Origin of the sequence: Salirhabdus euzebyi (assembly GCF_014207435.1) — a bacterium.
GTDB classification, from domain to species: domain Bacteria; phylum Bacillota; class Bacilli; order Bacillales; family Alkalibacillaceae; genus Salirhabdus; species Salirhabdus euzebyi.
The window spans coordinates 33,448-60,029 of record NZ_JACHGH010000002.1; the positions used below are offsets into that span (position 1 = coordinate 33,448).

The 26,582-nt window shown below is 36.6% G+C and carries 28 protein-coding genes; 27 read left to right on the forward strand and 1 reads right to left on the reverse strand.

Annotated elements, in window-relative coordinates:
* Positions 1–271 precede the first annotated feature (271 nt).
* The 16 genes from aroC (at position 272) to HNQ94_RS03270 (ending at position 14,525) form a co-directional block, all read left to right on the forward strand.
* Positions 272–1,438, forward strand: coding sequence for a chorismate synthase (gene aroC / locus HNQ94_RS03195; RefSeq protein WP_174495112.1), 1,167 nt, complete (start codon positions 272–274; stop codon positions 1,436–1,438).
* A 1-nt stretch (position 1,439) separates the two neighbouring features.
* On the forward strand, positions 1,440–2,525 hold the full coding sequence (gene aroB, locus HNQ94_RS03200) for a 3-dehydroquinate synthase (protein ID WP_174495111.1): 1,086 nt from the start codon (positions 1,440–1,442) through the stop codon (positions 2,523–2,525).
* Positions 2,525–2,887, forward strand: a complete 363-nt coding sequence (gene aroH / locus HNQ94_RS03205; protein ID WP_174495110.1) for a chorismate mutase — start codon at positions 2,525–2,527, stop codon at positions 2,885–2,887. The genes aroB and aroH overlap by 1 nt, the downstream gene beginning before the upstream one ends.
* 14 nt (positions 2,888–2,901) lie before the next feature.
* Positions 2,902–3,984: a histidinol-phosphate transaminase gene (hisC, locus tag HNQ94_RS03210; protein WP_174495109.1), complete on the forward strand. Its 1,083-nt coding sequence runs from the start codon at positions 2,902–2,904 to the stop codon at positions 3,982–3,984.
* Positions 3,985–3,995: 11 nt separating this feature from the next.
* Positions 3,996–5,099 (forward strand): prephenate dehydrogenase, encoded by a 1,104-nt coding sequence (locus HNQ94_RS03215; protein WP_174495108.1) that lies wholly within the window; start codon positions 3,996–3,998, stop codon positions 5,097–5,099.
* A 19-nt stretch (positions 5,100–5,118) separates the two neighbouring features.
* Complete coding sequence (gene aroA / locus HNQ94_RS03220) at positions 5,119–6,417, forward strand: 3-phosphoshikimate 1-carboxyvinyltransferase (protein WP_174495107.1); 1,299 nt, start codon at positions 5,119–5,121, stop codon at positions 6,415–6,417.
* A gap of 50 nt (positions 6,418–6,467) precedes the next feature.
* Positions 6,468–7,316 (forward strand): hypothetical protein, encoded by an 849-nt coding sequence (locus HNQ94_RS03225; RefSeq protein ID WP_174495106.1) that lies wholly within the window; start codon positions 6,468–6,470, stop codon positions 7,314–7,316.
* Between the two features lie 25 nt (positions 7,317–7,341).
* Entirely contained in the window at positions 7,342–8,592 is a 1,251-nt protein-coding gene (locus HNQ94_RS03230) for a tetratricopeptide repeat protein (RefSeq protein WP_174495105.1), read from the forward strand.
* A 42-nt stretch (positions 8,593–8,634) separates the two neighbouring features.
* The gene (locus tag HNQ94_RS03235) at positions 8,635–9,186 is read left to right on the forward strand and encodes a ReoY family proteolytic degradation factor (RefSeq protein WP_174495104.1); all 552 of its coding nucleotides are present in this window, start codon (positions 8,635–8,637) and stop codon (positions 9,184–9,186) included.
* Between the two features lie 401 nt (positions 9,187–9,587).
* Positions 9,588–10,052 (forward strand): DUF2487 family protein, encoded by a 465-nt coding sequence (locus HNQ94_RS03240; protein WP_174495103.1) that lies wholly within the window; start codon positions 9,588–9,590, stop codon positions 10,050–10,052.
* 204 nt (positions 10,053–10,256) lie between these two features.
* Entirely contained in the window at positions 10,257–10,772 is a 516-nt protein-coding gene (locus HNQ94_RS03245; protein ID WP_174495102.1) for a Rieske (2Fe-2S) protein, read from the forward strand.
* A gap of 3 nt (positions 10,773–10,775) precedes the next feature.
* A complete protein-coding gene (gene qcrB, locus HNQ94_RS03250) occupies positions 10,776–11,450 on the forward strand; it encodes a menaquinol-cytochrome c reductase cytochrome b subunit (RefSeq protein WP_174495101.1) in 675 nt (224 codons plus the stop codon).
* A gap of 32 nt (positions 11,451–11,482) precedes the next feature.
* The gene (locus HNQ94_RS03255) at positions 11,483–12,262 is read left to right on the forward strand and encodes a menaquinol-cytochrome c reductase cytochrome b/c subunit (RefSeq protein ID WP_174495100.1); all 780 of its coding nucleotides are present in this window, start codon (positions 11,483–11,485) and stop codon (positions 12,260–12,262) included.
* An 89-nt stretch (positions 12,263–12,351) separates the two neighbouring features.
* Complete coding sequence (gene lhaT, locus HNQ94_RS03260; RefSeq protein WP_376697726.1) at positions 12,352–12,942, forward strand: lipoprotein heptaprenylglyceryl N-acetyltransferase LhaT; 591 nt, start codon at positions 12,352–12,354, stop codon at positions 12,940–12,942.
* A 56-nt stretch (positions 12,943–12,998) separates the two neighbouring features.
* On the forward strand, positions 12,999–13,787 hold the full coding sequence (locus HNQ94_RS03265) for a sporulation protein YpjB (RefSeq protein WP_174495098.1): 789 nt from the start codon (positions 12,999–13,001) through the stop codon (positions 13,785–13,787).
* 54 nt (positions 13,788–13,841) lie between these two features.
* Entirely contained in the window at positions 13,842–14,525 is a 684-nt protein-coding gene (locus tag HNQ94_RS03270; protein WP_174495097.1) for a zinc metallopeptidase, read from the forward strand.
* Positions 14,526–14,754: 229 nt separating this feature from the next.
* Here HNQ94_RS03270 and HNQ94_RS03275 read toward each other — a convergent pair whose 3' ends face one another.
* Positions 14,755–15,624, reverse strand: coding sequence for a YitT family protein (locus tag HNQ94_RS03275; RefSeq protein ID WP_174495096.1), 870 nt, complete (start codon positions 15,622–15,624; stop codon positions 14,755–14,757).
* Between the two features lie 232 nt (positions 15,625–15,856).
* Between HNQ94_RS03275 and HNQ94_RS03280 the strand changes: the two genes are divergently transcribed.
* From HNQ94_RS03280 to HNQ94_RS03330, 11 genes are all read left to right on the forward strand, one after another.
* A complete protein-coding gene (locus HNQ94_RS03280; RefSeq protein WP_174495095.1) occupies positions 15,857–16,204 on the forward strand; it encodes a nucleotide pyrophosphohydrolase in 348 nt (115 codons plus the stop codon).
* Positions 16,201–17,001 (forward strand): 4-hydroxy-tetrahydrodipicolinate reductase, encoded by an 801-nt coding sequence (gene dapB / locus HNQ94_RS03285; RefSeq protein WP_174495094.1) that lies wholly within the window; start codon positions 16,201–16,203, stop codon positions 16,999–17,001. Before HNQ94_RS03280 ends, dapB begins: the two co-directional genes overlap by 4 nt.
* Before the next feature lie 10 nt (positions 17,002–17,011).
* Positions 17,012–17,425, forward strand: a complete 414-nt coding sequence (mgsA, locus tag HNQ94_RS03290; RefSeq protein WP_174495093.1) for a methylglyoxal synthase — start codon at positions 17,012–17,014, stop codon at positions 17,423–17,425.
* A gap of 20 nt (positions 17,426–17,445) precedes the next feature.
* Positions 17,446–18,573: an N-acetyl-alpha-D-glucosaminyl L-malate synthase BshA gene (gene bshA / locus HNQ94_RS03295; protein ID WP_174495092.1), complete on the forward strand. Its 1,128-nt coding sequence runs from the start codon at positions 17,446–17,448 to the stop codon at positions 18,571–18,573.
* 6 nt (positions 18,574–18,579) lie between these two features.
* Positions 18,580–19,782 (forward strand): CCA tRNA nucleotidyltransferase, encoded by a 1,203-nt coding sequence (locus HNQ94_RS03300; RefSeq protein ID WP_174495091.1) that lies wholly within the window; start codon positions 18,580–18,582, stop codon positions 19,780–19,782.
* Positions 19,758–20,753: a biotin--[acetyl-CoA-carboxylase] ligase gene (locus tag HNQ94_RS03305; RefSeq protein WP_174495090.1), complete on the forward strand. Its 996-nt coding sequence runs from the start codon at positions 19,758–19,760 to the stop codon at positions 20,751–20,753. Before HNQ94_RS03300 ends, HNQ94_RS03305 begins: the two co-directional genes overlap by 25 nt.
* A complete protein-coding gene (gene panB, locus HNQ94_RS03310) occupies positions 20,750–21,589 on the forward strand; it encodes a 3-methyl-2-oxobutanoate hydroxymethyltransferase (protein WP_174495089.1) in 840 nt (279 codons plus the stop codon). The genes HNQ94_RS03305 and panB overlap by 4 nt, the downstream gene beginning before the upstream one ends.
* The gene (panC, locus tag HNQ94_RS03315; protein WP_174495088.1) at positions 21,586–22,458 is read left to right on the forward strand and encodes a pantoate--beta-alanine ligase; all 873 of its coding nucleotides are present in this window, start codon (positions 21,586–21,588) and stop codon (positions 22,456–22,458) included. Before panB ends, panC begins: the two co-directional genes overlap by 4 nt.
* A 20-nt stretch (positions 22,459–22,478) precedes the next feature.
* Positions 22,479–22,862 (forward strand): aspartate 1-decarboxylase, encoded by a 384-nt coding sequence (gene panD / locus HNQ94_RS03320; protein WP_174495087.1) that lies wholly within the window; start codon positions 22,479–22,481, stop codon positions 22,860–22,862.
* A gap of 96 nt (positions 22,863–22,958) precedes the next feature.
* Positions 22,959–25,697, forward strand: coding sequence for an ATP-dependent DNA helicase DinG, 3'-5' exoribonuclease type (locus HNQ94_RS03325; protein WP_174495086.1), 2,739 nt, complete (start codon positions 22,959–22,961; stop codon positions 25,695–25,697).
* Between the two features lie 59 nt (positions 25,698–25,756).
* Positions 25,757–26,557 carry a ComEC/Rec2 family competence protein gene (locus HNQ94_RS03330; protein WP_174495085.1) on the forward strand — a complete coding sequence of 267 codons (801 nt, stop codon included), beginning with the start codon at positions 25,757–25,759 and terminating at the stop codon, positions 26,555–26,557.
* The last annotated feature ends 25 nt before the right edge of the window (positions 26,558–26,582 follow it).

Here is a 26,582-nt window from a genome sequence, read left to right on the forward strand (position 1 = left end):
CTACCATGCATATTATTTGGTAGTTTTTTTTATTTAAAAAATTTAAGAAGCACTACTCTACGCAAAAGGTTAAATTACTTTACCCGTGCAACGCGTTAATCTGTTATAATGATAGAAGCAGATTATTTTAGAAAATTCTTATCGTATGGGAAACTTTGATTTTATAAGTGTATTTCCTATAGTTGTATGGTCTTTAACAAACACAAACGTTTTTGGGTATGGTATAGTAATACAAAAATAAATTTCGAATACATAGTAGGGGGTATGAAGTTTGCGATATTTAACAGCTGGAGAATCTCATGGGAAACAATTAACTACAATTGTTGAGGGTGTTCCTTCGAACATGGACCTTTTACCTGCAGATATAAATGATTCCTTATTAAGAAGACAAAAAGGACATGGACGCGGTAGAAGAATGCAAATTGAAAAAGACTTAGTAGATGTAAAAAGTGGTGTGCGTCACGGCTATACATTAGGTTCACCAATTGCATTAGTGATTGAAAATGATGATTTTAAACATTGGGTGAATATTATGGGGGAAGAGCCTTTAGACCCAGATGCAGAAGTAAAAAGGCAAATAACGCGTCCAAGACCGGGTCATGCAGATTTAAATGGTGCACTTAAATACGGTCATCGTGATATGAGAAATGTTCTAGAGAGGTCATCTGCAAGAGAAACGGCAGCACGTGTAGCTGTAGGGGCAGTTGCAAAGAAGCTTCTCTCTTTATTGGATATTAAGATTGTTGGGTATACAAAAGAGATTGCTGGAATTCGTGCGAAAGATGTGGATAACTTAACGGTGGAGGAGAGGCTACAAATTTCTGAAGCATCACCTGTTCGAACCTTGGATAAAGATGTTGAGCAAAAAATGATGGATGCAATTGATTTGGCAAAAAAAGAAGGGGATTCCATCGGTGGTGTTGTGGAAGTTATAGTAGAAGGTCTCCCTGCTGGAATCGGTTCATATGTTCATTATGACCGCAAGTTAGACTCAAGAATTGCTGGTGGTGTTGTTAGTATTAATGCTTTCAAAGGAGTCGAATTTGGTCTCGGCTTTGAAATGGCAAGGAAAAATGGCAGTCAAGTTCATGACGAAATTATTTGGGATGAACAAAATGGATTTACGAGACGTACGAATCGTTTAGGAGGCTTTGAAGGTGGAATGTCTACAGGCATGCCCATTGTTGTTCGTGGTGTGATGAAACCTATCCCTACTTTATATAAGCCACTACAAAGTGTTGACATTGATTCTAAAGAACCTTTTCAAGCGAGTATCGAACGTTCAGATTCTTGTGCTGTTCCTGCTGCTGCTGTTGTGATGGAACATGTTGTAGCGTGGGAAATTGCGCGTACGTTATTAGATCAATTTCCACATGACCAATTTCCAAAATTAAAGAAAGCTTTAGACGAGTATAGAGAAGAACTTAGGAGTTTTTAAGATGGAAATGATACCAATTAAAACGACCGAAAGTGAATATAATGTTTATGTTGGCAAAGGACTACGGTTTCGTGTGGGGGAATTGCTCCCTAAAAACTATGACAACATATGGGTCATTGCGGATGATGAAGTAGCAAAATTTTCTTATGTACAGGATGTGTTAACTAGTTTCCGTAAAGATAAATCTGTATACACATCCAACATACCTGCTGGTGAGCAGTCGAAAAGTTTTGCGCAATTTGAGAGTCTTCATACAGACGCCATCAAATATGGTTTAGATCGACATTCCGTCATCATTGCGCTAGGAGGCGGAGTAGTGGGGGATCTAGCAGGCTTTGTCGCAGCAACCTACATGAGAGGAATCGATTATATACAAGTACCGACAACCATTTTAGCTCATGACAGTAGTGTTGGTGGAAAAGTGGCGATTAATCATCCTCTCGGTAAAAACTTAATTGGTAGCTTCCATCAACCGAGTGCCGTTATTTACGATTTAGAAACATTTCAAACGTTACCTCAAAAGGAATGGAGATCTGGTTTTGCTGAGGTAATCAAGCATGCATGGATTGCTGACGAAACATTACTCTTCTCGTTAATGGAACATGTAAGTTCCCTTGAGGACATGAACCATAGCATGTTGCAGAATGCCATTAAAAGAGGAATTGAAATAAAAGCAAACATTGTTGCTCAAGACGAGAAAGAAAGTGGAGTACGTAGCTATTTGAATTTTGGCCATACGTTAGGTCATGCAATTGAAGCTAGCCTAGGATATGGAAAAATAACACACGGGGAAGCTGTCGTAATTGGAATGCTTTTCGCATTACGACTTAGTGAAAAAACATTTCCTGTATCCTTCCCTACTGAGCGTTTTTTGAATTGGTTACAGGATCTTCAATACCCATTCACTATCATTTCAGAATTAGATATAGACCAGCTATTAAACCGAATGAAACATGACAAAAAGAATAGCCAGGGTAATATTCGGATGGTCTTACTAGAGGGAATTGAACAACCCACTTTAAAGGCGTTTGACGAAGCAACGATAGCTTCGGAACTAAAAGTATTTCAAAATGAGGTGAATCGGTAATGATAAGAGGAATAAGAGGGGCTACAACAGTTAAGGCAAATGAGGAAACAGAAATTATCCAAGCTACGAAAGCAGTTCTTGAAGATATAGCCAAACAAAACAACGTTGTACCGGACCAAATAGCATCTATCCTTATTTCCGTTACACATGATTTAAATGCAACATTTCCAGCAAAAGCACTACGTCTTATCGATGGGTGGAAATATGTACCTGTAATGTGTACGCTAGAAATTCCTGTTCCAAATTCTTTACCCCGTTGTATCCGTATAATGGTCACGACAAATACAAATAAGAAGCAAGAAGACATTCAACATATATACCATCATGATGCCAAACAACTACGTCCTGATTTAGTGAAGTAGAAAGGAGCTTACATATGAAACCAAAATCTAGTATTCCTGCACTAAAACCATATCAACCAGGAAAAGGAATGGAAGAAGTAAAAAAAGAACACAACCTTTCACGAATAGTAAAACTTGCTTCCAATGAAAATCTTTATGGATGCTCTCCATATGTTTCAGACAAATTAAAGGAGTTTGGGGAAAATGCACAATTTTACCCGGACGGTTATGCACTTACGTTACGGGAAAAATTATCTTCATTTTTAAGCGTAGAAATGGATAAAATCATTTTTGGAAGCGGGTCAGATGAAATCGTTCAAATGATTTGTCGTACCTATTTAGAAAAAGGTACAAATACAGTAATGGCAACACCTACATTTCCTCAATATCGCCATCATGCTACGGTAGAAGGGGCAGAAGTAAGAGAGATAGAGTTGGAAAATGGTTTCCACAACCTCACGAAAATGAGTGAAGCTATTGATGAAAATACCAGAGTTGTATGGTTATGTACGCCTAATAACCCAACAGGTAATTATATAAAGGAAGAGGATTTAATTAGTTTTATTCAAACCTGTCCTAAACATGTTCTCCTTGTAATCGACGAAGCCTATTATGAATTTGTCGTGGCTAAAGATTATCCTGATTCTATTGCACTTCATAAAGAGCATGAAAATATTATTGTGTTACGAACTTTTTCTAAAGCATACGGATTAGCAGGCTTTAGAGTTGGGTATGGCGTCGGAAACGAAGAAGTAGTTCGCAATTTAAATACGATTAGAGGACCATTTAATGTGACATCGATTGGCCAATATGCAGCATTGCATGCACTTGATGATCAAGCATTCATTGAAAAAGTTAAACAATTTAATGTCCAGACAAGAAAGAAACTAGAGGCATTTTGTGCGGCAAACAATCTTACTTTCTATGAATCAGAAACAAACTTTTTATTGATTCATTTGCCTAAATCTGGTTTAGATGTTTCCAATACGTTATTGACATATGGGTTTATCGTAAGGCCTGGAGAACTGCTTGGTATTCCAAATAGTATTCGTGTTACGATTGGTAAAGAAGAAGACATGGAGGAGTTCCAAGAGGCATTAAAAAAGAGCTTAGTATAAGGGGAGTTTAGATGAGGCGAGTTTTAGTTGTAGGTTTGGGACTAATTGGCGGATCCTTAGCAAAAAACATAAAGTACAATCAAGAAAACGAGTGTAAGGTTTATGGGTTCGACAATCTTAAGTCTACATTAGATTATGCAGTGAAATATCAATTAATCGATGAAAAAGTCGATACATTTCAACAAGGTGTAGCAGTTGCTGATATTATTATTTTGGCAACACCCATTCATATTACTATTAATTATCTAGAACAATTAAACAAAACAACTATGGATAGAAAGAAGATTGTTACAGATGTTTCTTCTGTGAAAGGGTCTATTATGGAAGTGGCTGAGCAACTAACGAATCCAAATGTTTCTTTTGTTGGTGGGCATCCGATGGCAGGTTCACATAAACAAGGAATAGAGGCTGCTAAAAGCCATTTGTTTGAAAATGCTTACTATGTTTTAACTCCATCAATTCGAGCAACAGAAGAGGATGTCCAAACGATACAGCACATTTTAGAAGGTACGAAAAGTAACTTTGTTATATTAAGCGGGGCCGAACATGACAAGATGACAGGTATTGTATCACACTTTCCTCACCTAGTGGCCTCATCTCTTGTGCATCAAGCCATCAATTGGCAATCCGAATATCCATTTATTCCAAAATTGGCTGCTGGAGGTTTTCGAGATATTACACGGATTGCTTCAAGTAATCCAGAGCTGTGGCAGGATATCTTTTTCCAAAATAAAGAGGAGATGCTTATCTTTCTCACAGATTGGATAGAGGAAATGAAAAAAGTTCAGGGTTTACTTGAAACCGAACGAAAAGAAGAAGTGATTGCTTACTTAAAACAAGCAAAAGCGTATCGGGATGGATTACCGAAGAAGAAAAAAGGAGCTATACCTAGCTTTTATGACTTATATGTTGATATTTATGATAAACCAGGTGAACTATATAAGGTTATTAAATTGTTAGCTGAATTTGAAATCAACATAACGAATATTCAAATTTTAGAAATAAGAGAAAACATGACAGGCGTTCTTCGCATTACTGTTCAGAGCGAAGAGGGTCAATTAACGGCAAAATCTATTTTAGAAAATAACGGATATGAAGTCTCTGTAGAAGAATAATAATTGAGGTTGTGAGAACATGAATAAAAAAGTGAACCTTTCTAATTATCATTTAAGCGGTAAAATGACTGTCCCTGGTGATAAATCGATGTCTCATCGAGCTGTTATTTTTGGATCTTTAGCTAAAGGCGAGACAACGATTGAACATTTTTTGATGGGAGAAGATTGTTTACGAACGATCAAAGCGTTTCAAGAAATGGGTGTCCAAATCGAGCAGGAGGGCCTGACAGTAAAAATTATAAGTGATGGTGTAAATGGTCTCCAAGAACCTAAACATCCAATCGATTTCGGTAATTCTGGTACTACTGCTCGTTTATTATTAGGTGTTTTTTCTGGTCAGTCTTTTCACTCCGTTTTAGTTGGAGACGACTCCTTATCGAAGCGCCCAATGGATCGAGTTACCGTTCCTCTTTCGTTAATGGGAGCGAAAACAGATGGTAGAGTAAATGGAAAATACCTTCCGATGAGTATTAGAGGTGGACAATTAAAGCCTATTACATATGAATTACCTGTTAACAGCGCACAAGTGAAATCAGCTATTTTATTAGCAGGGTTATTTACGAACGGAAAAACATCTGTTATAGAACCTGTTAAAACGAGAGACCATACGGAAAAAATGATTGGAGCCTTTGGTGGAAAGATTGATATGGATGGACATACAGTATCCATAGAGGGTGGCCAACAGCTGACGGGAACTTCCATTAAGATTCCAGGAGATATTTCTTCGGCAGCATTTTTCATTACAGCTGCGGCAATAACTCAAAACAGCTCTATTACAATAAGTGGAGTAGGATTGAATGAAACAAGAACAGGTATTATAGATGTTTTGAAACAGATGGGTGCTCAACTAGAAACAAATGTAACGAATCACATTGGAGATGAAATGGTAGGAGACATAACAATCCGGACTAGTGATTTAAAAGGAACAACTATAGCAGGGGACATGATTCCAAGATTAATAGATGAGTTACCTTTAATAGCCTTGGCCGCTACACAGGCAAAAGGGGTAACAGAAATCCGTGACGCAGAGGAGTTACGCTTTAAAGAAACAGATCGAATTAAAGCGGTAGTCGATGTTTTAACGAGACTAGGAGCTAATATTACAGAAGTAGAGGATGGAATGATTATTCAAGGAGGTACTTCTTTAAAAGGGGCTGTAGTGCCTTCCTATGGTGATCATCGTATCGGTATGATGTCTGCTATTGCTTCTTTGCTAGTAGTTGGGGAAGTGGAAATAGAAAATCCGGAATGTATTAATATATCTTATCCGAATTTTTTTGATGATTTATTTTCTATCGTCGTTCGCAACGAATCATAATATAAGCAAAGTCTTCATATTTTGTACCAAGTGAGTAAGGGGGACAAGATGTGAAGACTTTTTATTTTGAAAACCTAAATGTGTATAGTGACGAAAGATGGGAAAAGAAAAATATATACTTCACTAGTGATCTATTTGTACCTAAACATTACATAAACAGGCTAGAAGAGAGAAAAATTGAAGTGGATCAATTTTGGATGAGTCCAGGAAAAGTATATGTAGACATTGAATACCCACTTACTGATCAAAAATTACAAAGACACCATGTACGACAGTATTTGTACAAAGGTTGTTCACTTATTATTTCGGTTTTTGACTTAAGGAGAAATATGAAGTGGAAACAAGATTTTCAATGTTACATAGAATCACTCAGAGGAATCCCCATTGACTATATGGTTGTACCAAAAGTAAATGTGAAATATTTAACAGTAGACATGATTCGTTATTTCGGGATAAAAAAGGTACCATTTATTTTGGTGGATATCCATAAAAAAGAAGATATAAATGACATAAAATGGGGCTGGTTACGTCAAATGCAATGCGTAATGAGGATCCCTTTTGCTTATGTGAAAAGTGATTTATCAAAGCTGCTGCATGAAAAGTTCAACGAATACAATCTTATGGAGCTGTCTCCTCCCATCACTAAACATCCTCTCAAAAATCGTTCGTTAATAGAAACAGGAATTTCTCCTAAAAAAGGAGAAATAAGAATATATGGAGATGCAGATTTCAATTTGCATTTAAAAGACCAACACAAATGGGGTAAGGGGAAAATCAAAGAAGACCTAGCGCCATATATTTCAGTAATCAGAGGTAACGTGGTAAAATTAAACCAAACGATATTAGAACAAAAAGATTTCGGAAACTATTGTCAAATATCCATTCAAAATCATTTTTAATTGTTGTAAAAGGAAGGATGTAAGTATGAACGTCATAGAGGAAGCGCTAGTTGAGGTTGAACAAGGAAACACAGAAAAAGGGTTACAATTGCTTAAATCATACGAATCGCAGGCTAGTGATGATGAAAAATTTACAATAGGACAATTATATAATCAATGGGGACTAGTGAACCAATCCAAGGGAATATTTGAGGAATTATTAACAAAATATCCTGATGAAAGTGAATTAAAGCTATACTTAGCTGAAATATATATTGATATAGAAGAGGACCAAGTGGCGTTAGATTTATTAAATCAAATTACTGAAGAAGACGATCAATACATCGCTGCTCTTCTATTATCTGCTGACTTATATCAATCACAAGGATTATATGAAGTTGCCGAACGGAAGTTAATACTTGCAAAACAATTCGTACCAAGTGAACCAATTATTGACTTTGCCTTAGGCGAATTGGCTTATGCAACTGCAGAATACAAAAAATCAATTCCTTATTATGAAAAAGCATCCAAATATCAACATGTATATAATGATGTTGATGTAACCCTACGATTGGCAGAGGCGCTTGCTGCAACGGGTAAGTGGGAAGATGCTTTAGAATATTTCAAAGCGTCTAATGTAGATTCACCAGACTTTCTTTTTCGGTATGGGTTTACCGCATATCGTTCAGAACGAACAGATATTGCCGTAAGCGTTTGGGGGAAATTGTTAGAAGCAGATCCCCATTATCACTCCGTTTATTTGCTCTTAGCTAAGGCATATGAACAAGAGGGATTGATGGATGAAGCGTTTGAAACAGTTGAAAAGGGAATAAAAATGGATGAGTTTAATAAAGAATTATATTATTATGCTGGTCAACTTGCATTAAAGTTAGGTCGGACGGAAAAGTCATTGTCTTATATGAAAGAAGCCATTGCCATTGACCCGGGTTATAAGGAAGCGGTAATATCCCTTGTTGATATTTATAAAAAGGAAGAAATGTATGATGAAGTAAAGGATCTAATTAATGAGCTATTCCGCTTTGGAGAAGAGGATCCGCTGTATTATTGGGAGTTGGCAAGGGCAAATTATGAAACAGAAGAATATAATTTAGCATTAAACAACTATAATGAAGCATATAATGCTTTTACAGATGATTCAGACTTCTTAAAGGAATACGGATATTTTCTTGTAGAGGAAGGGAGGATGGAAAAGGCCCATCAGGTTCTCGCACAATATTTAGAGATTGAACCATCCGACACAGAAGTTGAGGAATTCCTACATCGTATAAGTCAATAGATCACCCACTTTTCCTTTCTTTGGGAGGAGGGCTAAAAGATTATGACGGTTTCTGTTCTTCAAAAAAAACGTTTTATTAATTGGTTTTTAAACAATTACCAATTGAAGAGAAGAGAAAGTGTGTGGATATTAAACTACTTAATGAATCATGAAAGAGTACTAAAGCATGTGCATTTCGTGGAAGAAGCAAGGTTTTGCCCTAAAGGAGTGATTATATCAACGAAGTGTGTGGATGATCCTCCGTTTCGTTTTTATAAGGAGCAAGTAATGACGTCTGACCCTGAAAAGTCGTTTCATGACATACGTCTTAACGATCACGAAACGATCTATATTCAATTGAATTTTGCTAAGTCGTACAAATGCTATCGTTTTGCGGGTGTTTTAGAGGAAAATCCTTTCATCCCGAAAGACTTTTACATTACCGAAAAGGATCAAGAGACTGCGGAGCAACTTTTAAACCAGGCCATTTACGATTTTAAACTACGTAAAATTCATGAGGAAATTGACAAAGCGCTTGATGAAGGCGATAAAGAGAGATTCCATGAGTTAATTGAACAATTGAATCAATTACCAGATGAAAAGTGTACGCAATAAGCCTCCTGAAAAGGGGGCTTTTTTATTGCTTAGGAAATTATAAAATTTCGGACTTGTGGATAAGTTAGTTGCACGGGAGAGCCACGTCTAGCTCCAGCACCTACCCCCTCGGGACATAAGTCAATCCCTTCTGTGGCATAAACCTCTACGGCAGGTCTTGTCTTATGCCTGCCTTAGGCTGAGCAAGGCGCTTGCGCTTTTGTTCTATGTAAAAAGCTCTTGTCCATGTCTGCTTCTTGAACTAAGGAAATGCTTTTAGATAGGATAGATGCGATTTTGAACTCTATTAGCTCCATACTTTCATGAAGGGCTGTTAACGAATACTTGTTAAAAACATTTTCACTTCATGTATAGTTTTAGTAAAATGTAGTAGAAAATATAAAATATATGAGGTGTAAAATATGAAATGGAACAAGAAGGACATGCAAAAATACGTACAAGCTAAGGAATATGTAGACACGGCCATTATTCCTCTTGTCCCTTTTTCGTTTAATAAGCCAGATGAGGAACAAATAGGTTTAACTTTTCAAAATGAAGTGTTAGAACTTTTTGTTGATCGAGTCGAAAGGGACTTTACAGGAAGGGTTTTTCAACTACCAAGTTATACATATATTATGTCCAATCAATTAGAACATGAAGTGGATCGTTTAAATGCTTTTTATCAGCAGATTAACGAACAACCTTTTAAACACACTTTTTACTTAACTTTTGATTCAAGTTGGAAAAGAGTAGAGCCCAAACTGGAAGGAAACCTTATTTGGACTCCAGTAATGAAGGATGGTGATTTAACGAGTAAGGAAACACAGAAGATTGTCATGGATCAAATTAAACAAATTACTGAGTTAATTCGAAACTATTGGATATAATATATTTTTGATGACTAGTTTCTCAGTCTCTGAAATTTGTTCATTGTATAGTTAGCAAAATATTTTTTGTTTTTTAATAGGACAAAACGTTAAATTTAATTGACCGTGTTTTAAGTTTACGCTATCATGGTAATGTCCTAGTAAACATGTATTTAATATACGACCCTGATCGTTGAAATATATGAGTAGAGGGGGGAAAACAAAATGAGTCAAGACAAAAAGAATCAAGTTTCCCGTCGGCAGTTTTTAAACTATACTCTTACTGGAGTAGGAGGATTTATGGCTGCTGGAATGCTTGCCCCAATGGTTCGATTTGCGATTGATCCAGTACTTCAGCCAAAAGCACAAGGTGATTATGTTTCAACTGGTAAAAGTGTGGATGAACTTACAAGTGAACCGCAACGTGTTGATTTTACTATTCGTCAAGTAGATGCTTGGTATGAATCTGATGTATCAAAGGTAGCATGGGTATACAAACAAGAAGACGGGAGTATTTTGGCATTATCACCAACATGTACTCACCTTGGCTGTTTCGTAGGTTGGAACGACAATGAGAACTATCCAAATATGTTCTATTGTCCATGTCACGATGGTTTGTACGAAAAGAGTGGTAAAAACGTGCCGGGAACACCGCCTACTGCACCATTAGCTGCGTTCGAGCACGATGTAAAAGACGGAATTCTTTATTTAGGAAAAGCAATACCGAGAGAGGAGGCGTAATACATGATAAGAAAAATTTATGACTGGATAGACGAGCGTGTAGATATTACACCAATATGGCGTGATATTGCTGACCACGAAGTGCCAGAACACGTGAATCCAGCACATCATTTCTCTGCATTTGTATATTGTTTTGGTGGTCTAACATTTTTTGTTACCGTAATCCAAATTTTATCTGGTATGTTCTTGACCATGTATTACGTTCCTGATATCGAAAATGCATGGAACTCAGTGTTCTACCTTCAACAAGAGGTAGCTCATGGTCAAATTGTTCGTGGTATGCACCACTGGGGAGCTAGTGTTGTTATTGTAATGCTATTCCTACATACGTTACGTGTTTTCTTCCAAGGTGCTTATAAAAAGCCGCGTGAACTAAACTGGGTAGTTGGTGTTTTAATCTTTTTTGTTATGTTAGGCCTTGGGTTAACAGGTTACCTGTTACCGTGGGATAACAAAGCATATTTTGCTACACAAGTAACAATTGATATTGCGGAAAGTGTTCCGTATATAGGTGATTATTTGAAAACATTATTAGCAGGAGATCCTGAAATTGTAGGCGCTCAAACCCTCACAAGGTTCTTTGCGATCCATGTATTCTTCCTGCCTGCTGCACTATTCGGTTTATTAGCAGCTCACTTTATTATGATTCGACGTCAAGGTATTTCTGGACCGTTGTAAGAATCATTCTAGCATGAAAAGGAGGGATTACTGTGCATAGAGGAAAGGGCATGAAATTTGTTGGGGACTCACGTATTCGTGAGAATGATGATAAGTTTATTCCGAAAGATTACTCGGAATATCCGGGAAAAACGGAGCCTTTCTGGCCAAACTTCTTATTGAAAGAATGGCTTGTAGGTGCTGTTTTCTTAGTAGGTTTTTTATGTTTAACGATTGCTGCCCCTGCACCACTTGAAAAAGAAGCGGACCCATCAACTGCAGGTTATATTCCGTTACCGGATTGGTATTTCTTATTCTTATACCAATTTTTAAAATATGATTTTGCTAGTGGTAATTACGTCGTGTTTGGTACGGTAATTATTCCTGGTCTTGCATTTGGTGCATTGCTGTTAGCTCCATTTCTTGATACAGGAAAAGAACGTCGCCCATTTAAACGACCTATTGCTACATCATTAATGCTAATTGGTATTGCCGCTACATTTTGGTTAACTTATGAAGCTGCTTCTCATGTTAATTGGGAAGAGCGTGCTGAAAAGGGTAAAATTGTAGAAGAAGTAGAAATTGACCAAGAAGATCCAGGGTATCAGGTTTATTCGCAACAAAGTTGTATTAACTGTCACGGTGGCAATCTTGAAGGTGGAGCTGGTCCAGCTTTAGTTGGAACAGGTTTATCCGTTGATGAAATTAAAGACATTGCCGTTAATGGTATTGAAGGTGATCCTGGAATGCCAGCAGGTTCTTTCCAAGGAACAGATGAAGAACTTCAACAGCTTGCTGAATTTATTTCAGGTTTAGGTGGAGAAGGACATTAAATGGGAAAGCTGACTTTTAAAAAAAGTCAGCTTTTCTTCACTTTACAGGTAAGTAGTATGCTGTGGTGAGCCAAGTGACAAAGAGGAGAATGTACATGTATAAAATGATTCTGATGGACAAGCGAGTATTATTACTATTATTTGTTATTAACGTACTAGGAACAATTTATGGTTATTATTGGTATCGCTCTCAATTATCTGTAACACCTGCTAAGTTTCTCATTTTTGTACCTGATAGCCCCACAGCTAGTTTATTTTTTGTATTTGTTTTATTGGCATTTATTTTAAACAAAAACATTCCATACATAGAAGCTCTTGCATTTGTAACGTTAGTAAAATATGGAGTTTGGGCAGTCGTTATGAATTTGCTAACGTATAAGGTTACTGGTACTTTAGATCCTATAGCATTTATGCTAATCGTTTCGCACGGTGCAATGGCTGTACAAGCCATTCTCTATTCTCCTTTTTATCGAATTAAATGGTGGCATTTAACAATTGCTGCTATTTGGACTTTACATAATGATGTCATTGATTATGTATTTGAAATGATGCCTGTTTATGGAAGATTAACGCAATATATGAACCAGATTGGCTATTTCACATTTTGGCTAAGTATTTTTTCTATCCTCCTTGTTTACTACATGAATGTCCGAAAGAGTAAAGAAATTCAAGCGTTCTAGTTTGTCCTACCTCTGCATACAATCTAGAAGATGGTATGGAGAGGAGTATTTGAAGGATGACACTGAAAGTAAAGAGGAATGCAATGGTCATTGTAGTGATTGTAGTGACATGGATGTATTTGTTTATCCCTACCTATTCGCAAGCAGATCACAACGGGAATAGCGAAATTAACTTCCTAGATGAAGTTTATACTGTATATGATCTAACAGAGGCTGGGAAATATAGTGCAGCAAAGTCAAAACTAAAAGAAATACTTGCAGCTGTAAAAGCAGGACACTTATCTCTTTCCTCTGAGAAGGTTAGTTATGTATCAGAAATTACGAATGAGACGATAAATGTACTTGACATAAATTTTGAAAATGAAAAAATGAAAAAAAATAAAGTTTATAGCTTTGTACTTTTAATGGAAACAGCACATAATCCGAAAAATCATTTGTTTTCTGGTTGGGAAGATCGATTAAAGGGACAAATCATGGATGTGCTTCAAAGTGAACATGTTTTTGTTGATCAAGAATATCGTGATTTTTTAGATCTATACCATAAAGTGTATCCCGCACTAAAATTAAATCAACCTACTGAAAAATGGCATGCTATTGAAGAAGAACGACAAAAATTGAATAATATTGATGATTACGAAGAAATAGAAAATGCACTAAGCGAACTGCTGTCAAATATAGGTGAAGAGGAAGAAGTAATCGTAGAACCAGAAAAAGATGATACTTCATTTGTATGGGTTTTGTTTTCCGTAGGGGGAGCAATCATCTTCACATTAATTTATGTAGGTTGGAGAAAATACAAGGGAGAAAAGAAAGCCGCAAAACACAAAAATGTTGACGAGTCATAACAATTTGACTAAAATTGACCTTAGTAAATATATATTTTAATGGAGGAGTTGCTTATGGCATTAAGTACGTATCTTATATACTTCGCAATACTTCTCATTGTGCCTTTATGGGCAAGCGGAAGAGTAAAAAAGACGTATAAAAAGTATTCAAAAGTTGAAAATTCTTCCTTTATGACAGGTGCACAAGTAGCTCGAAAAATATTAGATGACAACGGTCTTTATGACGTTAAGATTGAAGAAATAAAAGGGGTAATGACTGATCATTATGATCCAAGAGTAAAGACAGTAAGGTTGTCTACTGAGAACTATCACGGTCATTCTCAAGCTGCTGCTGCAATTGCTGCCCATGAAGTTGGACATGCGATTCAAGATGCTGAGGCATATGCTTTCTTACGTTTTCGTCATGCTTTAGTACCAGTTGCTAATTTAGGTTCTAATTTTTCCTTTATCCTAATTATTGCTGGTTTTATCTTGTACTCCACTCAACTATTTTTAGCAGGTATTATTTTTATGGCATTCGCAGTATTATTTCAGTTGGTCACTCTACCAGTTGAGTTTAATGCCTCAACACGGGCAATGGATCAACTCGTTTCTTCTGGAGTCATACGTAGTAATGAAGAGAGAGAGACGAAAAAAGTTCTTAATGCTGCTGCTCTAACATATGTTGCTGCTGCAGTTGTAGCCCTTCTAGAACTATTACGTTTCGTTCTGATGTTTGTAGGGATGAATGAGGATTAATACAGAGATTAGACTCCTAGGAGTCTAATCTTTTTTTGTACTTTAGTTTAAAACTTGGCTATCCCTCTTCGTTCAAAGAGTTGGCAGCCAAGTTCTATATAGAAATTTTTGAAGTGTCAGTCACTGTCTATGACAAATGAGTTTGATTACTAATCTAGATAAGCCTTATTTTATCGGGTGACGAATAGTCATATCTATACGTAAAGCTATTGCAGGAATTGCTCTACTTTTAAGTGATAGGATTCTTGTCTCCGTCTAGTGTAAAGCCTTCTCCCATTACGTCATGTACCGAGCTGACTGCTACAAAGGCATGTGGATCTATAGAGGTAATGATGTTTCGTAATCTGATGATTTCATTTCTCCCGACCACACAGTAGAGGACATCACGTCTTGCACCAGTAAAACTTCCTCTTCCTTGTAGTACTGTAACCCCTCTTTCCATTTCCTTCATGATGCTAGCAGCTATTTGATCACTCTTTTCTGAAATAATAGTTGCTCCTCTTGCTGAATAGGCCCCTTCTTGAATAAAGTCGATAACTCTCGTACCAATAAATACAGCTACTAATGTGTACATACCTTCAATTAGATTTAAATAGAGAGCAATAGAAGCAAAAATAACAACTGCATCAAAAAGAAACATGGTTCGGCCCATACTCCAACCGACATATTTATGAACCAATCTGGCAATAATATCAACTCCGCCCGTTGTTCCACCATATCGGAAAATAATTCCTAATCCTACCCCTATAAACGTTCCCGCAAACAAGGCTGCTAAAGTCATGTCACTTTGTAAAGGGATAGGAAAGGAATATATTTGAAATACCCATAGAAAAACAGAAACAGCAAATGTTCCAACTACTGTATAGACTAACGTTAGCTTTCCAAGTAACTTCCATCCAATAAAGAAGATTGGAATGTTTAATAGGATGTTGAGTAATCCTGGGTCCCAGTCTAAAAGGAAATAAAGCAACAAAGTTATCCCGGTGAATCCACCTTCAGAAAGGTTGTTTTGCATGTTAAAATGGACCAAACCAAATGAAAAGACGGCTGCTCCAATTAAAATAAATAAAATATTCTTAAGCTTAATCCCAATTTTCACGTAAGCTCTCCCTTCTTATGCTTTTATGTACTCAGTACTAATAATCAGGTTTTCAGTCAATCCCTATTGCACTACTAGTCTTTTTTCCTACGAGGTACTTAGGTATCTTGCAGAAGATACGTATTCATTATAGACAATGGAAAATTTTAGAGCAACACGGTTTAAATAATTTGTCAAAAAGCCCCCTTTTAGCTAACATGAAGGATGATAATGCTTTTGAAAGAGGGATCCTATGTCTGAAAAGAATTTTACAACAGAGGAAATACAAAAAAGAGTAGACGAATACATATCACAATTTAAAGAAGGCTACTTTTCTCCCTTGAGCATGTTAGCGAGATTGACTGAAGAAGTAGGGGAAATGGCAAGAGAAGTAAATCATTATTATGGTGAAAAACCGAAAAAGAAAACAGAACAAGAGAATACAATTGAAGAAGAACTTGGTGATTTGTTATTTGTCACAATCTGTTTTGCAAATTCATTAAATATTAATTTAAGTAAGGCTTTCGATATAGCAATGACTAAATTCGAAACAAGGGATAAAGACAGATGGACGAGAATAGATAAGGAGGACTTAAAATGAACACAGTAAAAATTATACTAGCAGGACCTAGAGGTAAAATGGGAAGTGAAGCACTGCGTTTAATTGAAAAAACAGAAAACTTTGAACTAGTCGGCTGTATAGATAGAAAACATAATGGAATGAAATTGAAAGACTTGGAAGGGTTCCCTGCACTAGACGCTGAAATTTATACAAACGCAGAGGAAGCATTTCAAAAAGTAGATGCAGATGTACTTATTGATTTAACATCACCAGAAGTAGGATATAAGCATACTCGTTTGGCATTAGAAAACGGTGTGAGACCGGTAGTAGGAACAACCGGTTTTACGAAAGAACAGCTTGTTGAAATTGAGAGCTTAGTAGAACAAAAAGAACTAGGTGCAGTCATTGCACCAAACTTTGCAGTCGGTGCTGTTCTGATGATGCAATTCTCCAAATGGGCTGCTAAATACTTCCCAGACGTTGAAATAATTGAAAAACATCATGATCAAAAATTAGATGCTCCATCAGGAACTGCTGTTAAGACCTCAGAATTAATCAAAGAAGTAAGGGAAGCGAAAAATCAAGGACATCCAGATGAAAAAGAAACAATTCAAGGGGCTAGAGGTGCGAATGATGACGGGATGAGAATACACAGTATCCGTTTGCCTGGTTTAATTGCGCACCAAGAGGTTATTTTTGGGGGAACTGGCCAAACATTGACGATAAAACATGACACGTACCACCGTCAATCTTTTATGAGTGGTGTGAAGTTAGCTGTAGAACAAGTACAGAAATTAAACGTACTCGTTTATGGTTTAGAAAATTTATTGGAATAGAGGAGAAAAAATGAATATTGCTTTAATTGCTCATGATGAAAAAAAGCAAGAATTAGTGGATTTTGTAACTGCCTATCAAATGATCTTTGAAAAGCATTCCCTATATGCAACAGGAACGACGGGAAAAAGAATTAGCGAGGCAACTGGATTGTCGGTTTATCGATTCCAATCAGGCCCATTAGGTGGAGATCAACAAATAGGTAGTATGATTGCGGAAAATAAGATGGATATAGTCATCTTCTTTCGCGATCCACTCACTGCTCAGCCACATGAGCCAGATGTAACAGCATTACTACGTCTTTGTGATGTGTATAAAATTCCGCTAGCAACAAATTTGGCTGCAGCCGAAGTAATGATACATGGTTTAAAAAGAGGAGATTTCCATTGGAGGGAAATTATCAACCCTAAAAAAGGTGATAATTAACGAAAGGTGAACAAAACAAAATGAGCTTAAAAATTGGAATTACGTGTTATCCATCCGTTGGTGGATCAGGCATTATTGCAACAGAACTGGGGAAATTATTAGCAGAAAAAGGTCATGAAATTCATTTTATTTCTTCAACCATGCCATTTCGATTAAAACGTCTATATTCAAATATCTATTTTCATGAAGTAGAAGTCAATAATTATCCCCTTTTTAAGCATCCGCCGTATGATTTGGCATTAGCGAATAAAATGGCTGAGGTTATTAATAGAGAGAAACTAGATGTGATGCACGTACATTATGCGATGCCCCATGCCGTTTGCGCTATTTTGGCAAAACAAATGGTGGATCATGATGTGAAGATTGTAACGACATTACATGGTACGGATATTACCGTTTTAGGAATAGATTTAAGTTTGAAGAATATGATTCGGTTTGGGATTGAAAAATCAGATGGAGTAACTTCTGTTTCAGAGAGCTTAAAGCATCAAACAGAAGAAATGCTTCATGTAGATAAAGAAATAGACGTTATTTATAATTTTGTAGATGAACGGGAATACAAACATAAATCTGTTGGTGAATTGAAACAGCAGTTAAAAATTAAAGAAGATGAAAAAGTGTTAATCCATATATCTAATTTTCGAAAAGTAAAAAGAGTGCAGGACGTTATTAGCGTTTTTCATGAGGTATCCAAACAAGTACCTTCAAAATTATTGCTAGTCGGAGATGGACCTGAATACATACATGTTAGGCAGCAGGTTCAAGAATTAGGAATTCAGGAAAAGGTAGTTTTCTTAGGGAAGCAAGAAAATGTTTCTGAACTTTTATCGATTGCTGATGTTAAATTGCTATTATCAGAAAAGGAAAGCTTCGGGTTAGTATTATTAGAAGCCATGGCTTGTGGGGTTCCGTGTATCGGAACAGACGTAGGTGGTATTCCAGAAGTGATAATAGATGGACAGACGGGATACATTTGTCCGGTAAGTGAAATAGAACTTATTAGTAACCGCGCCATTGATCTATTAACCAATAAACCATTATGGGAAAGTTTTTCAAAGGAATCGATAAAAAGAGTAAATGAACATTTTGATTCCAGTAAGGTTGTTCAACAATACGAGGAAGTATATTATCGACTTTTAAAAGGATGACGTACTATGAACCAGCTTTTTGTGGAGGGCATTCCAGTTCTTAAGAAAATAGAGAATCATGGATTTGAAGCGGTTTTTGTTGGAGGTTCTATTCGTGACTACCTTTTAAACAAACCGTTACACGACATTGATATTGCAACAAGTGCCCCACCAGAAGTCGTGCAAAACATATTTGAAAAAACGATTCCTATTGGTATTGAGCATGGTACCGTTCTCGTTTTGTATGAGGAAAAATCCTATGAAGTGACTACATATCGAGTAGAAAGTGATTATCGTGATTACCGTCATCCAGATAAAGTAGAGTTTGTTTCCAGTTTACAGTTAGATCTTTCAAGGAGAGATTTCACGATTAATGCGATGGCAATGAATAAATCAGGTGAAATTATTGATCCCTTCCAAGGACAAGTGCATTTACAGAAACGCATATTAAAAACGGTAAATGAGGCAGAAGAACGATTTACAGAGGATCCGTTACGCATGATGCGTGCTTTACGATTTGTAAGTCAATTAGATTTTAATCTTGACGAAGAAGCATTAAAAGCTATTCGAACTCACCGCTTTTTACTAGAAAAAATTGCTGTGGAAAGACTAGCAATAGAAACAGAAAAGTTATGGCGAGGTCCAGCACTTCAAAAGGCACTTTCGTTGTTACAGGAAACGGGAGTGGATGGTCATTTACCTATTTTTAAAGAAAATACACGACTGATTGACTTAGCTAGAAAATATGCGAAATCTGCTTTTCATTCTTTAGAAGAAATCGTTGCATTTTTTCATTTGCTAAAAGAGGATATTTCTATTGAACAGTGGTGTAAAAGTTGGAAACTATCTAAAGCTGTCGAAAAAGCAAGCAAACGGTTAGTAAGCTCTTTTTCTTACTATAAGGAAAAAGGTATCGATGCATACTGCTTGTATGAACTTGATCCTTCTAGAATAGCTTCTTTTGTGCATCTCACTTCATTACTTACTAAATCTATTGTTCATGAGGATGATGTGAGGAAGCGTTATGAAGGGTTACCGATTAAATCAACAAAAGACTTAGAAATAGATGGCTATGATATTGTACAAGCCTTTCCAGACATTCGGCCAGGTCCTTGGATAACGGAGCTTCTACAAGAAGTGGAGAGGAAAGTGCTTTTTCAACAATTACCAAATAACAAAGAACAAATAATGGAATGGGTGAAAAAATGGAATCCACAAGAAAAAAGTTAATCACCCTACTTGCCGAGCAGCAGGAACAATATGTTTCAGGGCAAAAGCTATCGGAGGAATTAAACATTTCAAGAGCAGCTATTTGGAAGCATATGAAGGGATTGGAGAAGGACGGATATAAAATAGATGCCATTTCTAGGGTCGGTTATCGAATAGTCGCCTTTCCGGATCAGATGAGTTTAAATACCATACAATGGGGATTGAACACTTCCTGGCTAGGACAACGAATGTATTACGAACCGCAACTAGATTCTACCCAGTCGTTAGCTCATAAGCTTGCACTAGAAGGTGCAGAACATGGGACAGTTGTTATAGCGGATGAACAGTTAAAAGGGAGAGGACGCTTACATCGAAAATGGGATTCACAAAAAGGAAAAGGCATTTGGATGAGCATCATTTTAAGACCACCTTTAGAGCCACAAAGAGCACCACAGTTAACATTGGCTAGTGCAGTTGCCATCATTGATATGTTGGCATCGCAAGTTAATGTAAAGGGACAAATAAAGTGGCCCAACGATATATTTATACAAAATAAGAAGGTTGCAGGAATTTTAACAGAAATGCAAGCGGAACAAGATTTGATTCAGTATGTCATTATTGGGATAGGTTTAAATGTAAACCAAACGGCAGAAGAAATACCTGAGGATTTACAAGAAATAGCAACTTCCTTACAAATCGAAACAGAACAAACATGGGTACGGGAAGGACTTATTCAAAACTTATTGAAGGAAATCGAATCTGTTTATGAAGAGTATGTTCAAAACGGATTTGGGTCGATTAAAAAGAGATGGGAGCTAGCCGCCTACAAGATGGGTGACTGGATTAAAGTGAAAGCAATGCGCAAAGAGTGGGATGCAAAGCTTATCGGAATACAAAATGATGGGGCATTAATTGTTGAAGATACAGATAAAGCGCGAAAGGTCTTGTATTCTGCTGAAATTGATTGGAATAAGGGCGGTGTAGACTTATGAAAACGAGAGTAACATTTCAAAAAATGAAAAGAGAACAAGAAAAAATATCAATGATTACAGCTTATGATTATCCCTCTGCTAAGCTTTCTCAGCAGGCAGAAATTGATATGATTTTAGTTGGAGATTCTCTTGGAATGGTTGTTCTTGGCTATGACTCTACAATTCCTGTTACAGTAGAGGATATGATTCATCATGGAAAGGCAGTAACAAGAGGTGCAGACGATACATTTGTCGTCATAGACATGCCATTTATGTCTTACCATATTTCCACTGAAGATACATTACACAATGCAAAAAGGTTATTTCAAGAAACGAAAGCGCAAGCTTTAAAGGTTGAGGGTGCTGGAGAAGTACTACAAACTATTGAACGACTCACACACGCAGGCATTCCGGTTGTTGGACATTTAGGTCTGACGCCACAGTCCGTTAATGTTTTAGGTGGCTATCGTATTCAAGGTAAAACGAAAAAAGATGCAGAACTACTTTTACAAAACGCTAAAGAAGTAGAAGAGGCAGGGGCTATAGCTCTCGTTTTAGAATGCGTACCTGAACCATTAGCAGAACTAATTACGAAAGAAATATCAATTCCTACAATTGGAATTGGGGCAGGGAAACATTGCGATGGACAAGTTCTTGTCTATCATGATTTGCTAAAGTATGGGGTCGATCGATTACCGAAGTTTGTTAAGCCATACGGTGATTTGAATGATGTTATTCTAAAAGCTATTAGTGATTATCACAATGAAGTGAAAAATAATCAATTTCCTACAGAAGCGTTTTCTTATATGATGGATAAGGAAGAATTAGCTAGTCTGTATGGAGGGAAAAAAGCATGAAGGTTGTTCACACCGTGAGAGAAATGCAGCAAATAGCGTTACAAAATAAACAAACAAATCAAACAATTGGCTATGTCCCTACAATGGGATTTTTACATGATGGCCATCAACGACTTCTTCAATCTGCAAAAAAAGAAAATGATATAGTAGTTTTAAGCATTTTCGTCAATCCATTACAATTTGGGCCAAACGAAGATTTTGATCGTTATCCTCGTGATGAGGAGCATGATAGGGAAATTGCAGAACAAGAAGGTGTAGACATTGTCTTTATGCCTAGTGTAAGGGAAATGTATCCTTCATCCCTATCTGTACAATTAAATGTGAATAATCGTACAAACGTATTGTGTGGCAGGTCTAGAGAAGGGCATTTTGACGGTGTAGTCACTGTGTTAACGAAACTTTTCCATATTGTTATGCCCGATAAAGCGTATTTCGGTTTGAAAGACGCCCAACAAGTCGCGGTCGTAGAAGGGTTAGTAAAGGATTTAAATTTCCCTGTTAAAATCATGCCTATTCCAACTGTTCGAGAACAGGATGGATTGGCAAAAAGCAGTAGAAATGTTTATTTGTCAAAAGAAGAGAGAGAACAGGCAAAATATTTATATCATGCATTACAGCATGGGCAACAATTGGTGAAAAAAGGAGAAAAAACAAAAGATATTATCATAAATGAAGTTATACAGTTCATAAATTCCAAAACACGTGGTAAAATTGACTACGTTGAATTATTAACTTTTCCTAATTTGGAGCAAGTTGATCAAATCAATGAGAGAGTTATATTGGCTACAGCAGTACAATTTGAACGTGCCAGGCTAATTGATAATATTATTTTTGAGAAGAATGGGGAAATAACAATCACTTCTTCTTAAAGAAAATAGGGGGAAGAGCAATGTTTCGCACCATGATGAATGCCAAAATACATCGTGCCCGTGTTACGGAAGCTAATTTAAATTATGTAGGTAGTATTACAATAGATGAAAATATTTTGGATCAAGTAGGTATTTTACCGAATGAGAAAGTCCAAATTGTAAATAACAATAATGGGGCTAGATTAGAGACTTATGTTATTCCAGGAGAAAGAAATAGTGGTGTTATTTGTTTAAATGGAGCAGCTGCTAGGTTGGTGCAAAAGGATGATGTTGTTATCATTATTTCCTATGCTGTTTTATCTGAAGCAGAATTAGCAAATCATCAGCCTACTGTAGCTATTATGAATGAGTATAATGAAATTGTAGAACTAATAAAAACAGAACCTCCATTGACGGTAAAGTAGCTCCCCAAGTGGGAGTTTTCTTTTTACCAGTAGGCATACATAATAGTGAATTAAATAAACATACATTTAACCGGTAAATAAAGAAGGTGAAAAGAAATGACTAGATTTGCCGTTGTAGACTTAGAAACGACCGGTCATACGCCAACAAAAGGCGATAAAATAATTGAAGTGGGAATTGTTATCGTGGAAGACGGCGCAATTATTGATCAATATGCTTCCTATGTTAATCCTAATCAAGAAATTCCACCGTTTATTTCAAATTTAACAGGAATTACGGACGAAGAAGTGAAGGATGCACCATCCTTTCATGAAATTGCCTCTGTAATAAGAGAAAAATGTGATAATGCCTATTTTGTGGCTCATCACGTTCAATTTGATTTAGGCTTTTTAAATGAAGCATTCCTTCAGGAAGGTCTTGCACCATTAAAAGGCAAGGTCATCGATACGGTTGAACTGGCAAGAATATTCGCACCAAGAGCATTTGGCTATAAATTATCACAGCTTGCAGAATATTTCTCCATTACACATAAACACCCACATAGGGCTCTTTCTGATGCGTATGTAACAGCTGAACTACTAATAAAATTGTTTGAAAAAGCTAGTCAATTACCTTTTGAAACACTGGAGCATTTGATGATTTTGGAATCAAAGATGCACAGTGACCTATATCCCTTACTTTCCGATTGGATGCAAGAGAAACGCTATGACATGGAAGAAAATGAATCTATAGAAGTTTATAGAGGTATTGCTCTAAGGAAATTACTTGAAGAACCACAACATGAACATAAGATAAAAGGGAGTTTTGGGGAGTTTTTAGATACTACTTTTGGCAAAAATGGTGCGTTACAAACCGTTATGCAAAACTTTGAGCCAAGGGAATCTCAGCAAGAAATGTCCGAGTCTATTTACGCTGTATTCCATGAGAAAAAGCATGCACTTATCGAAGCGGAAACTGGTACAGGGAAAACGTTAGCCTATTTACTTCCTAGTATTTATTATGCCTTACAAGAGGATGAGAGGGTCTTAATTAGTACATATACCACCCAACTACAAGCGCAGCTTTTAGAGAAGGAAATTCCTCTACTAAAAAGGTTGTTTCCTGATATGTTTGAAGCTGTGATGATAAAAGGAAAAAGTCATTATTTAAGCTTAAAACGATTCGAGCAAGAAATAATGAAGTCACCTGCTCAAGATAACTATGATGTTATCCTAACAAAGGCATTGTTATTAGTTTGGCTTACCGAAACAGCAACAGGTGATGTAGACGAACTTCAGCTTCCTTCTAGTGGACAATTCTTTTGGCGGAAAATAAATGCGGAAGCAGAAGGTATACCTGATCCACATTCTCCGTGGTTTCATAGAACCTTTTTCCAAAAAGTAAAAAGAAAAGCACAAAAATCAAACCTTATTATTACAAATCATGCTTTGTTGTGTGCGGATATTATGAATGACTATCAGTTGCTACCTACCTATAAGTTCGCCATAATTGATGAGGCTCATCATTTAGACAAAACAGCATCCAAACATTTTGGGATGCAAGTGGACTATGTTTCCGTTCAGTTTATGCTTAATGATTTGAGTGATTTAAAAATAAATTTTGTTACTAAATTTGAGGAGGATTTGTTAACAAAAGCGAAAGAATGTACAGATGAATTATTTCGCTACTTATACCAAATAGTAGCTCATCAAAAGAATAGTGAGAAAACGTTTAATGATATCGGACGTATTCAATATGTTTTTGAATCTGAACAATTAGATGACCGTACAAAAGAGCTCATTAAGGATTTAGCCTCTCGACTTATTTTTGTCTTAAAGGATTTGCTCGTTTTGTTGGACAAACGAGTAGAAACAGAAGAAGACGATGGAAAAAAAGAAGATTTAATAAGAAAAATCAATCAAATAGAAAAAGTCATTCAGCAAATCAATATTTTTTTAATAAATAAGGATACAAACTTAGTAAAATGGATAGAGATTGAAGGACAAGGCGCTAAAAATGCGGTCTACCTATATTGTGAACCAATGGAAATAGGTCCTTTGTTGCATGAAAATTTCTATGCTCGCAAAAAAAGCGTTGTTCTAACAAGCGCCACACTCACAATGAAGGGCTCCTTTCAATACCTTTTAGATAGAAATGGACTAGATGAAAAGGAAGTGGAAACGAAAATTATCGAATCTCCATTTTCTTATAAAGACCAAGTCCAGTTACTCGTTCCAAGTGATTTGCCTAACATTAAATATGATACAGAAGAAGATTATATAGCTAATATAAGTTATGCTATTTATGAATTAGCTAAAATTACATCTGGGCGAATGCTCGTATTGTTTACTTCTTATCAAATGTTGAAAAAGACGTATGAGATGCTTCGGGATTTTACAGATCAAGATGATTTTATTATTATTGCCCAAGGTGTTTCTAGTGGAAGTCGAACGAGGCTGAAGAAAAATTTTCAGTCATTTGATCAGGCAATCCTCTTAGGAACAAGCTCTTTCTGGGAGGGAGTAGATATTCCAGGAGAGGATCTCTCAGCAGTTGTAATCGTCCGTTTACCTTTTGAACCACCAAACCATCCTGTATTTAGCACGAGAGCAAATGCTTTAAAGGATCAAGGGAGAAACCCTTTTATGGATTTAGCCCTTCCAAATGCCGTGATCCGATTTAAACAGGGGTTTGGAAGACTGATTCGTTCCAGTAAGGATAGGGGAATTGTTTTGGTTTGCGATGGACGGTTAATGAAATCAAAGTATGGAAAGTACTTTACGGATTCCATTCCTAAGGTTCCTATCGTTTATGATGAAATCCACAAATTGTTAGACCATGCTAACGAATGGTTTTAATAAGTTTTCGAATTCTAACACATTCTAATGGTGATGTTCTATTATAGGATGTGAATGGGATGTGGAAGATAAGGAAATTCTTACTAGTCAGTATGATGTTTGTAGTTGTTTTTTCATACAGTATTTCTGTAAATGCAATGGTAAATAGGCTTGCTGAGGATGAGGTTCAGTTTACCTTCATTTCTCTACCGGATGGGGAAGCGCTTCTTATTACGACTGGTAGGGGTAAAGAAATTTTAGTCAATACTGGTTCTGAAAATAGTGAAGAACACTTACAAAAGCAGTTAGAAGAGGAATTAGAATCAGCTGAATTAGACATGCTTATTATCACGAGTAATGAAGGTGATACTTGTGGTAATGCGAATTATGTACTAAAAAACTATAAAGTGGGAAAAGTAATCCACTCTTCAGATGACCTAGATTGCCTTGGAAGCGATTGGGAATCTGAGGAAATACAGAAGTGGGAAGATAGAGGACTTTATGAATTAAGTCCGGGCTTGTTTTTTAGGGTTTTAAAAGGAGAAAAGGTCAATAGAATGTCACTTTATATTCAGTTCGGGAAAAGCGCCTTGTTTTTTATGTCAGAGGGTAGTAGGGAAATTGAAAATGTCATTCGGGATTTCCCTGTCGAAGTAGAAATGATCAAGGTTCCGGAATATGCGGTGAAGAATTACCCTAGTGGTGAATTACTGCAAGAGTTAGACCCTCACCTTGCGATAATTTACAACTTAAAGGAATCCAAACTCCATGATGGCTTATTAGAACGGTTAAATGAATCATGGATAGACGTTTACCACCTGAAAAAAGTAGGCACGATTAAAATTGTTTGTAACCTTTCTGATTATGAAATAAAAAAATAGTGCTCACATATTGTGAGCACTTTCA

What these genes read in the sequence shown, in the direction of transcription:
- aroB (WP_174495111.1), top strand. Translation starts at nt 1,440, where the DNA reads ATGGAAATGATACCAATTAAAACGACCGAAAGTGAATATAATGTTTAT.
- aroH (WP_174495110.1), top strand. Translation starts at nt 2,525, where the DNA reads ATGATAAGAGGAATAAGAGGGGCTACAACAGTTAAGGCAAATGAGGAA.
- hisC (WP_174495109.1), top strand. Translation starts at nt 2,902, where the DNA reads ATGAAACCAAAATCTAGTATTCCTGCACTAAAACCATATCAACCAGGA.
- HNQ94_RS03215 (WP_174495108.1), top strand. Translation starts at nt 3,996, where the DNA reads ATGAGGCGAGTTTTAGTTGTAGGTTTGGGACTAATTGGCGGATCCTTA.
- aroA (WP_174495107.1), top strand. Translation starts at nt 5,119, where the DNA reads ATGAATAAAAAAGTGAACCTTTCTAATTATCATTTAAGCGGTAAAATG.
- HNQ94_RS03230 (WP_174495105.1), top strand. Translation starts at nt 7,342, where the DNA reads ATGAACGTCATAGAGGAAGCGCTAGTTGAGGTTGAACAAGGAAACACA.
- HNQ94_RS03235 (WP_174495104.1), top strand. Translation starts at nt 8,635, where the DNA reads ATGACGGTTTCTGTTCTTCAAAAAAAACGTTTTATTAATTGGTTTTTA.
- HNQ94_RS03240 (WP_174495103.1), top strand. Translation starts at nt 9,588, where the DNA reads ATGAAATGGAACAAGAAGGACATGCAAAAATACGTACAAGCTAAGGAA.
- HNQ94_RS03245 (WP_174495102.1), top strand. Translation starts at nt 10,257, where the DNA reads ATGAGTCAAGACAAAAAGAATCAAGTTTCCCGTCGGCAGTTTTTAAAC.
- qcrB (WP_174495101.1), top strand. Translation starts at nt 10,776, where the DNA reads ATGATAAGAAAAATTTATGACTGGATAGACGAGCGTGTAGATATTACA.
- lhaT (WP_376697726.1), top strand. Translation starts at nt 12,352, where the DNA reads ATGTACATGTATAAAATGATTCTGATGGACAAGCGAGTATTATTACTA.
- HNQ94_RS03265 (WP_174495098.1), top strand. Translation starts at nt 12,999, where the DNA reads ATGACACTGAAAGTAAAGAGGAATGCAATGGTCATTGTAGTGATTGTA.
- HNQ94_RS03270 (WP_174495097.1), top strand. Translation starts at nt 13,842, where the DNA reads ATGGCATTAAGTACGTATCTTATATACTTCGCAATACTTCTCATTGTG.
- HNQ94_RS03280 (WP_174495095.1), top strand. Translation starts at nt 15,857, where the DNA reads ATGTCTGAAAAGAATTTTACAACAGAGGAAATACAAAAAAGAGTAGAC.
- dapB (WP_174495094.1), top strand. Translation starts at nt 16,201, where the DNA reads ATGAACACAGTAAAAATTATACTAGCAGGACCTAGAGGTAAAATGGGA.
- mgsA (WP_174495093.1), top strand. Translation starts at nt 17,012, where the DNA reads ATGAATATTGCTTTAATTGCTCATGATGAAAAAAAGCAAGAATTAGTG.
- bshA (WP_174495092.1), top strand. Translation starts at nt 17,446, where the DNA reads ATGAGCTTAAAAATTGGAATTACGTGTTATCCATCCGTTGGTGGATCA.
- HNQ94_RS03300 (WP_174495091.1), top strand. Translation starts at nt 18,580, where the DNA reads ATGAACCAGCTTTTTGTGGAGGGCATTCCAGTTCTTAAGAAAATAGAG.
- HNQ94_RS03305 (WP_174495090.1), top strand. Translation starts at nt 19,758, where the DNA reads ATGGAATCCACAAGAAAAAAGTTAATCACCCTACTTGCCGAGCAGCAG.
- panB (WP_174495089.1), top strand. Translation starts at nt 20,750, where the DNA reads ATGAAAACGAGAGTAACATTTCAAAAAATGAAAAGAGAACAAGAAAAA.
- panC (WP_174495088.1), top strand. Translation starts at nt 21,586, where the DNA reads ATGAAGGTTGTTCACACCGTGAGAGAAATGCAGCAAATAGCGTTACAA.
- panD (WP_174495087.1), top strand. Translation starts at nt 22,479, where the DNA reads ATGTTTCGCACCATGATGAATGCCAAAATACATCGTGCCCGTGTTACG.
- HNQ94_RS03325 (WP_174495086.1), top strand. Translation starts at nt 22,959, where the DNA reads ATGACTAGATTTGCCGTTGTAGACTTAGAAACGACCGGTCATACGCCA.
- HNQ94_RS03330 (WP_174495085.1), top strand. Translation starts at nt 25,757, where the DNA reads ATGTGGAAGATAAGGAAATTCTTACTAGTCAGTATGATGTTTGTAGTT.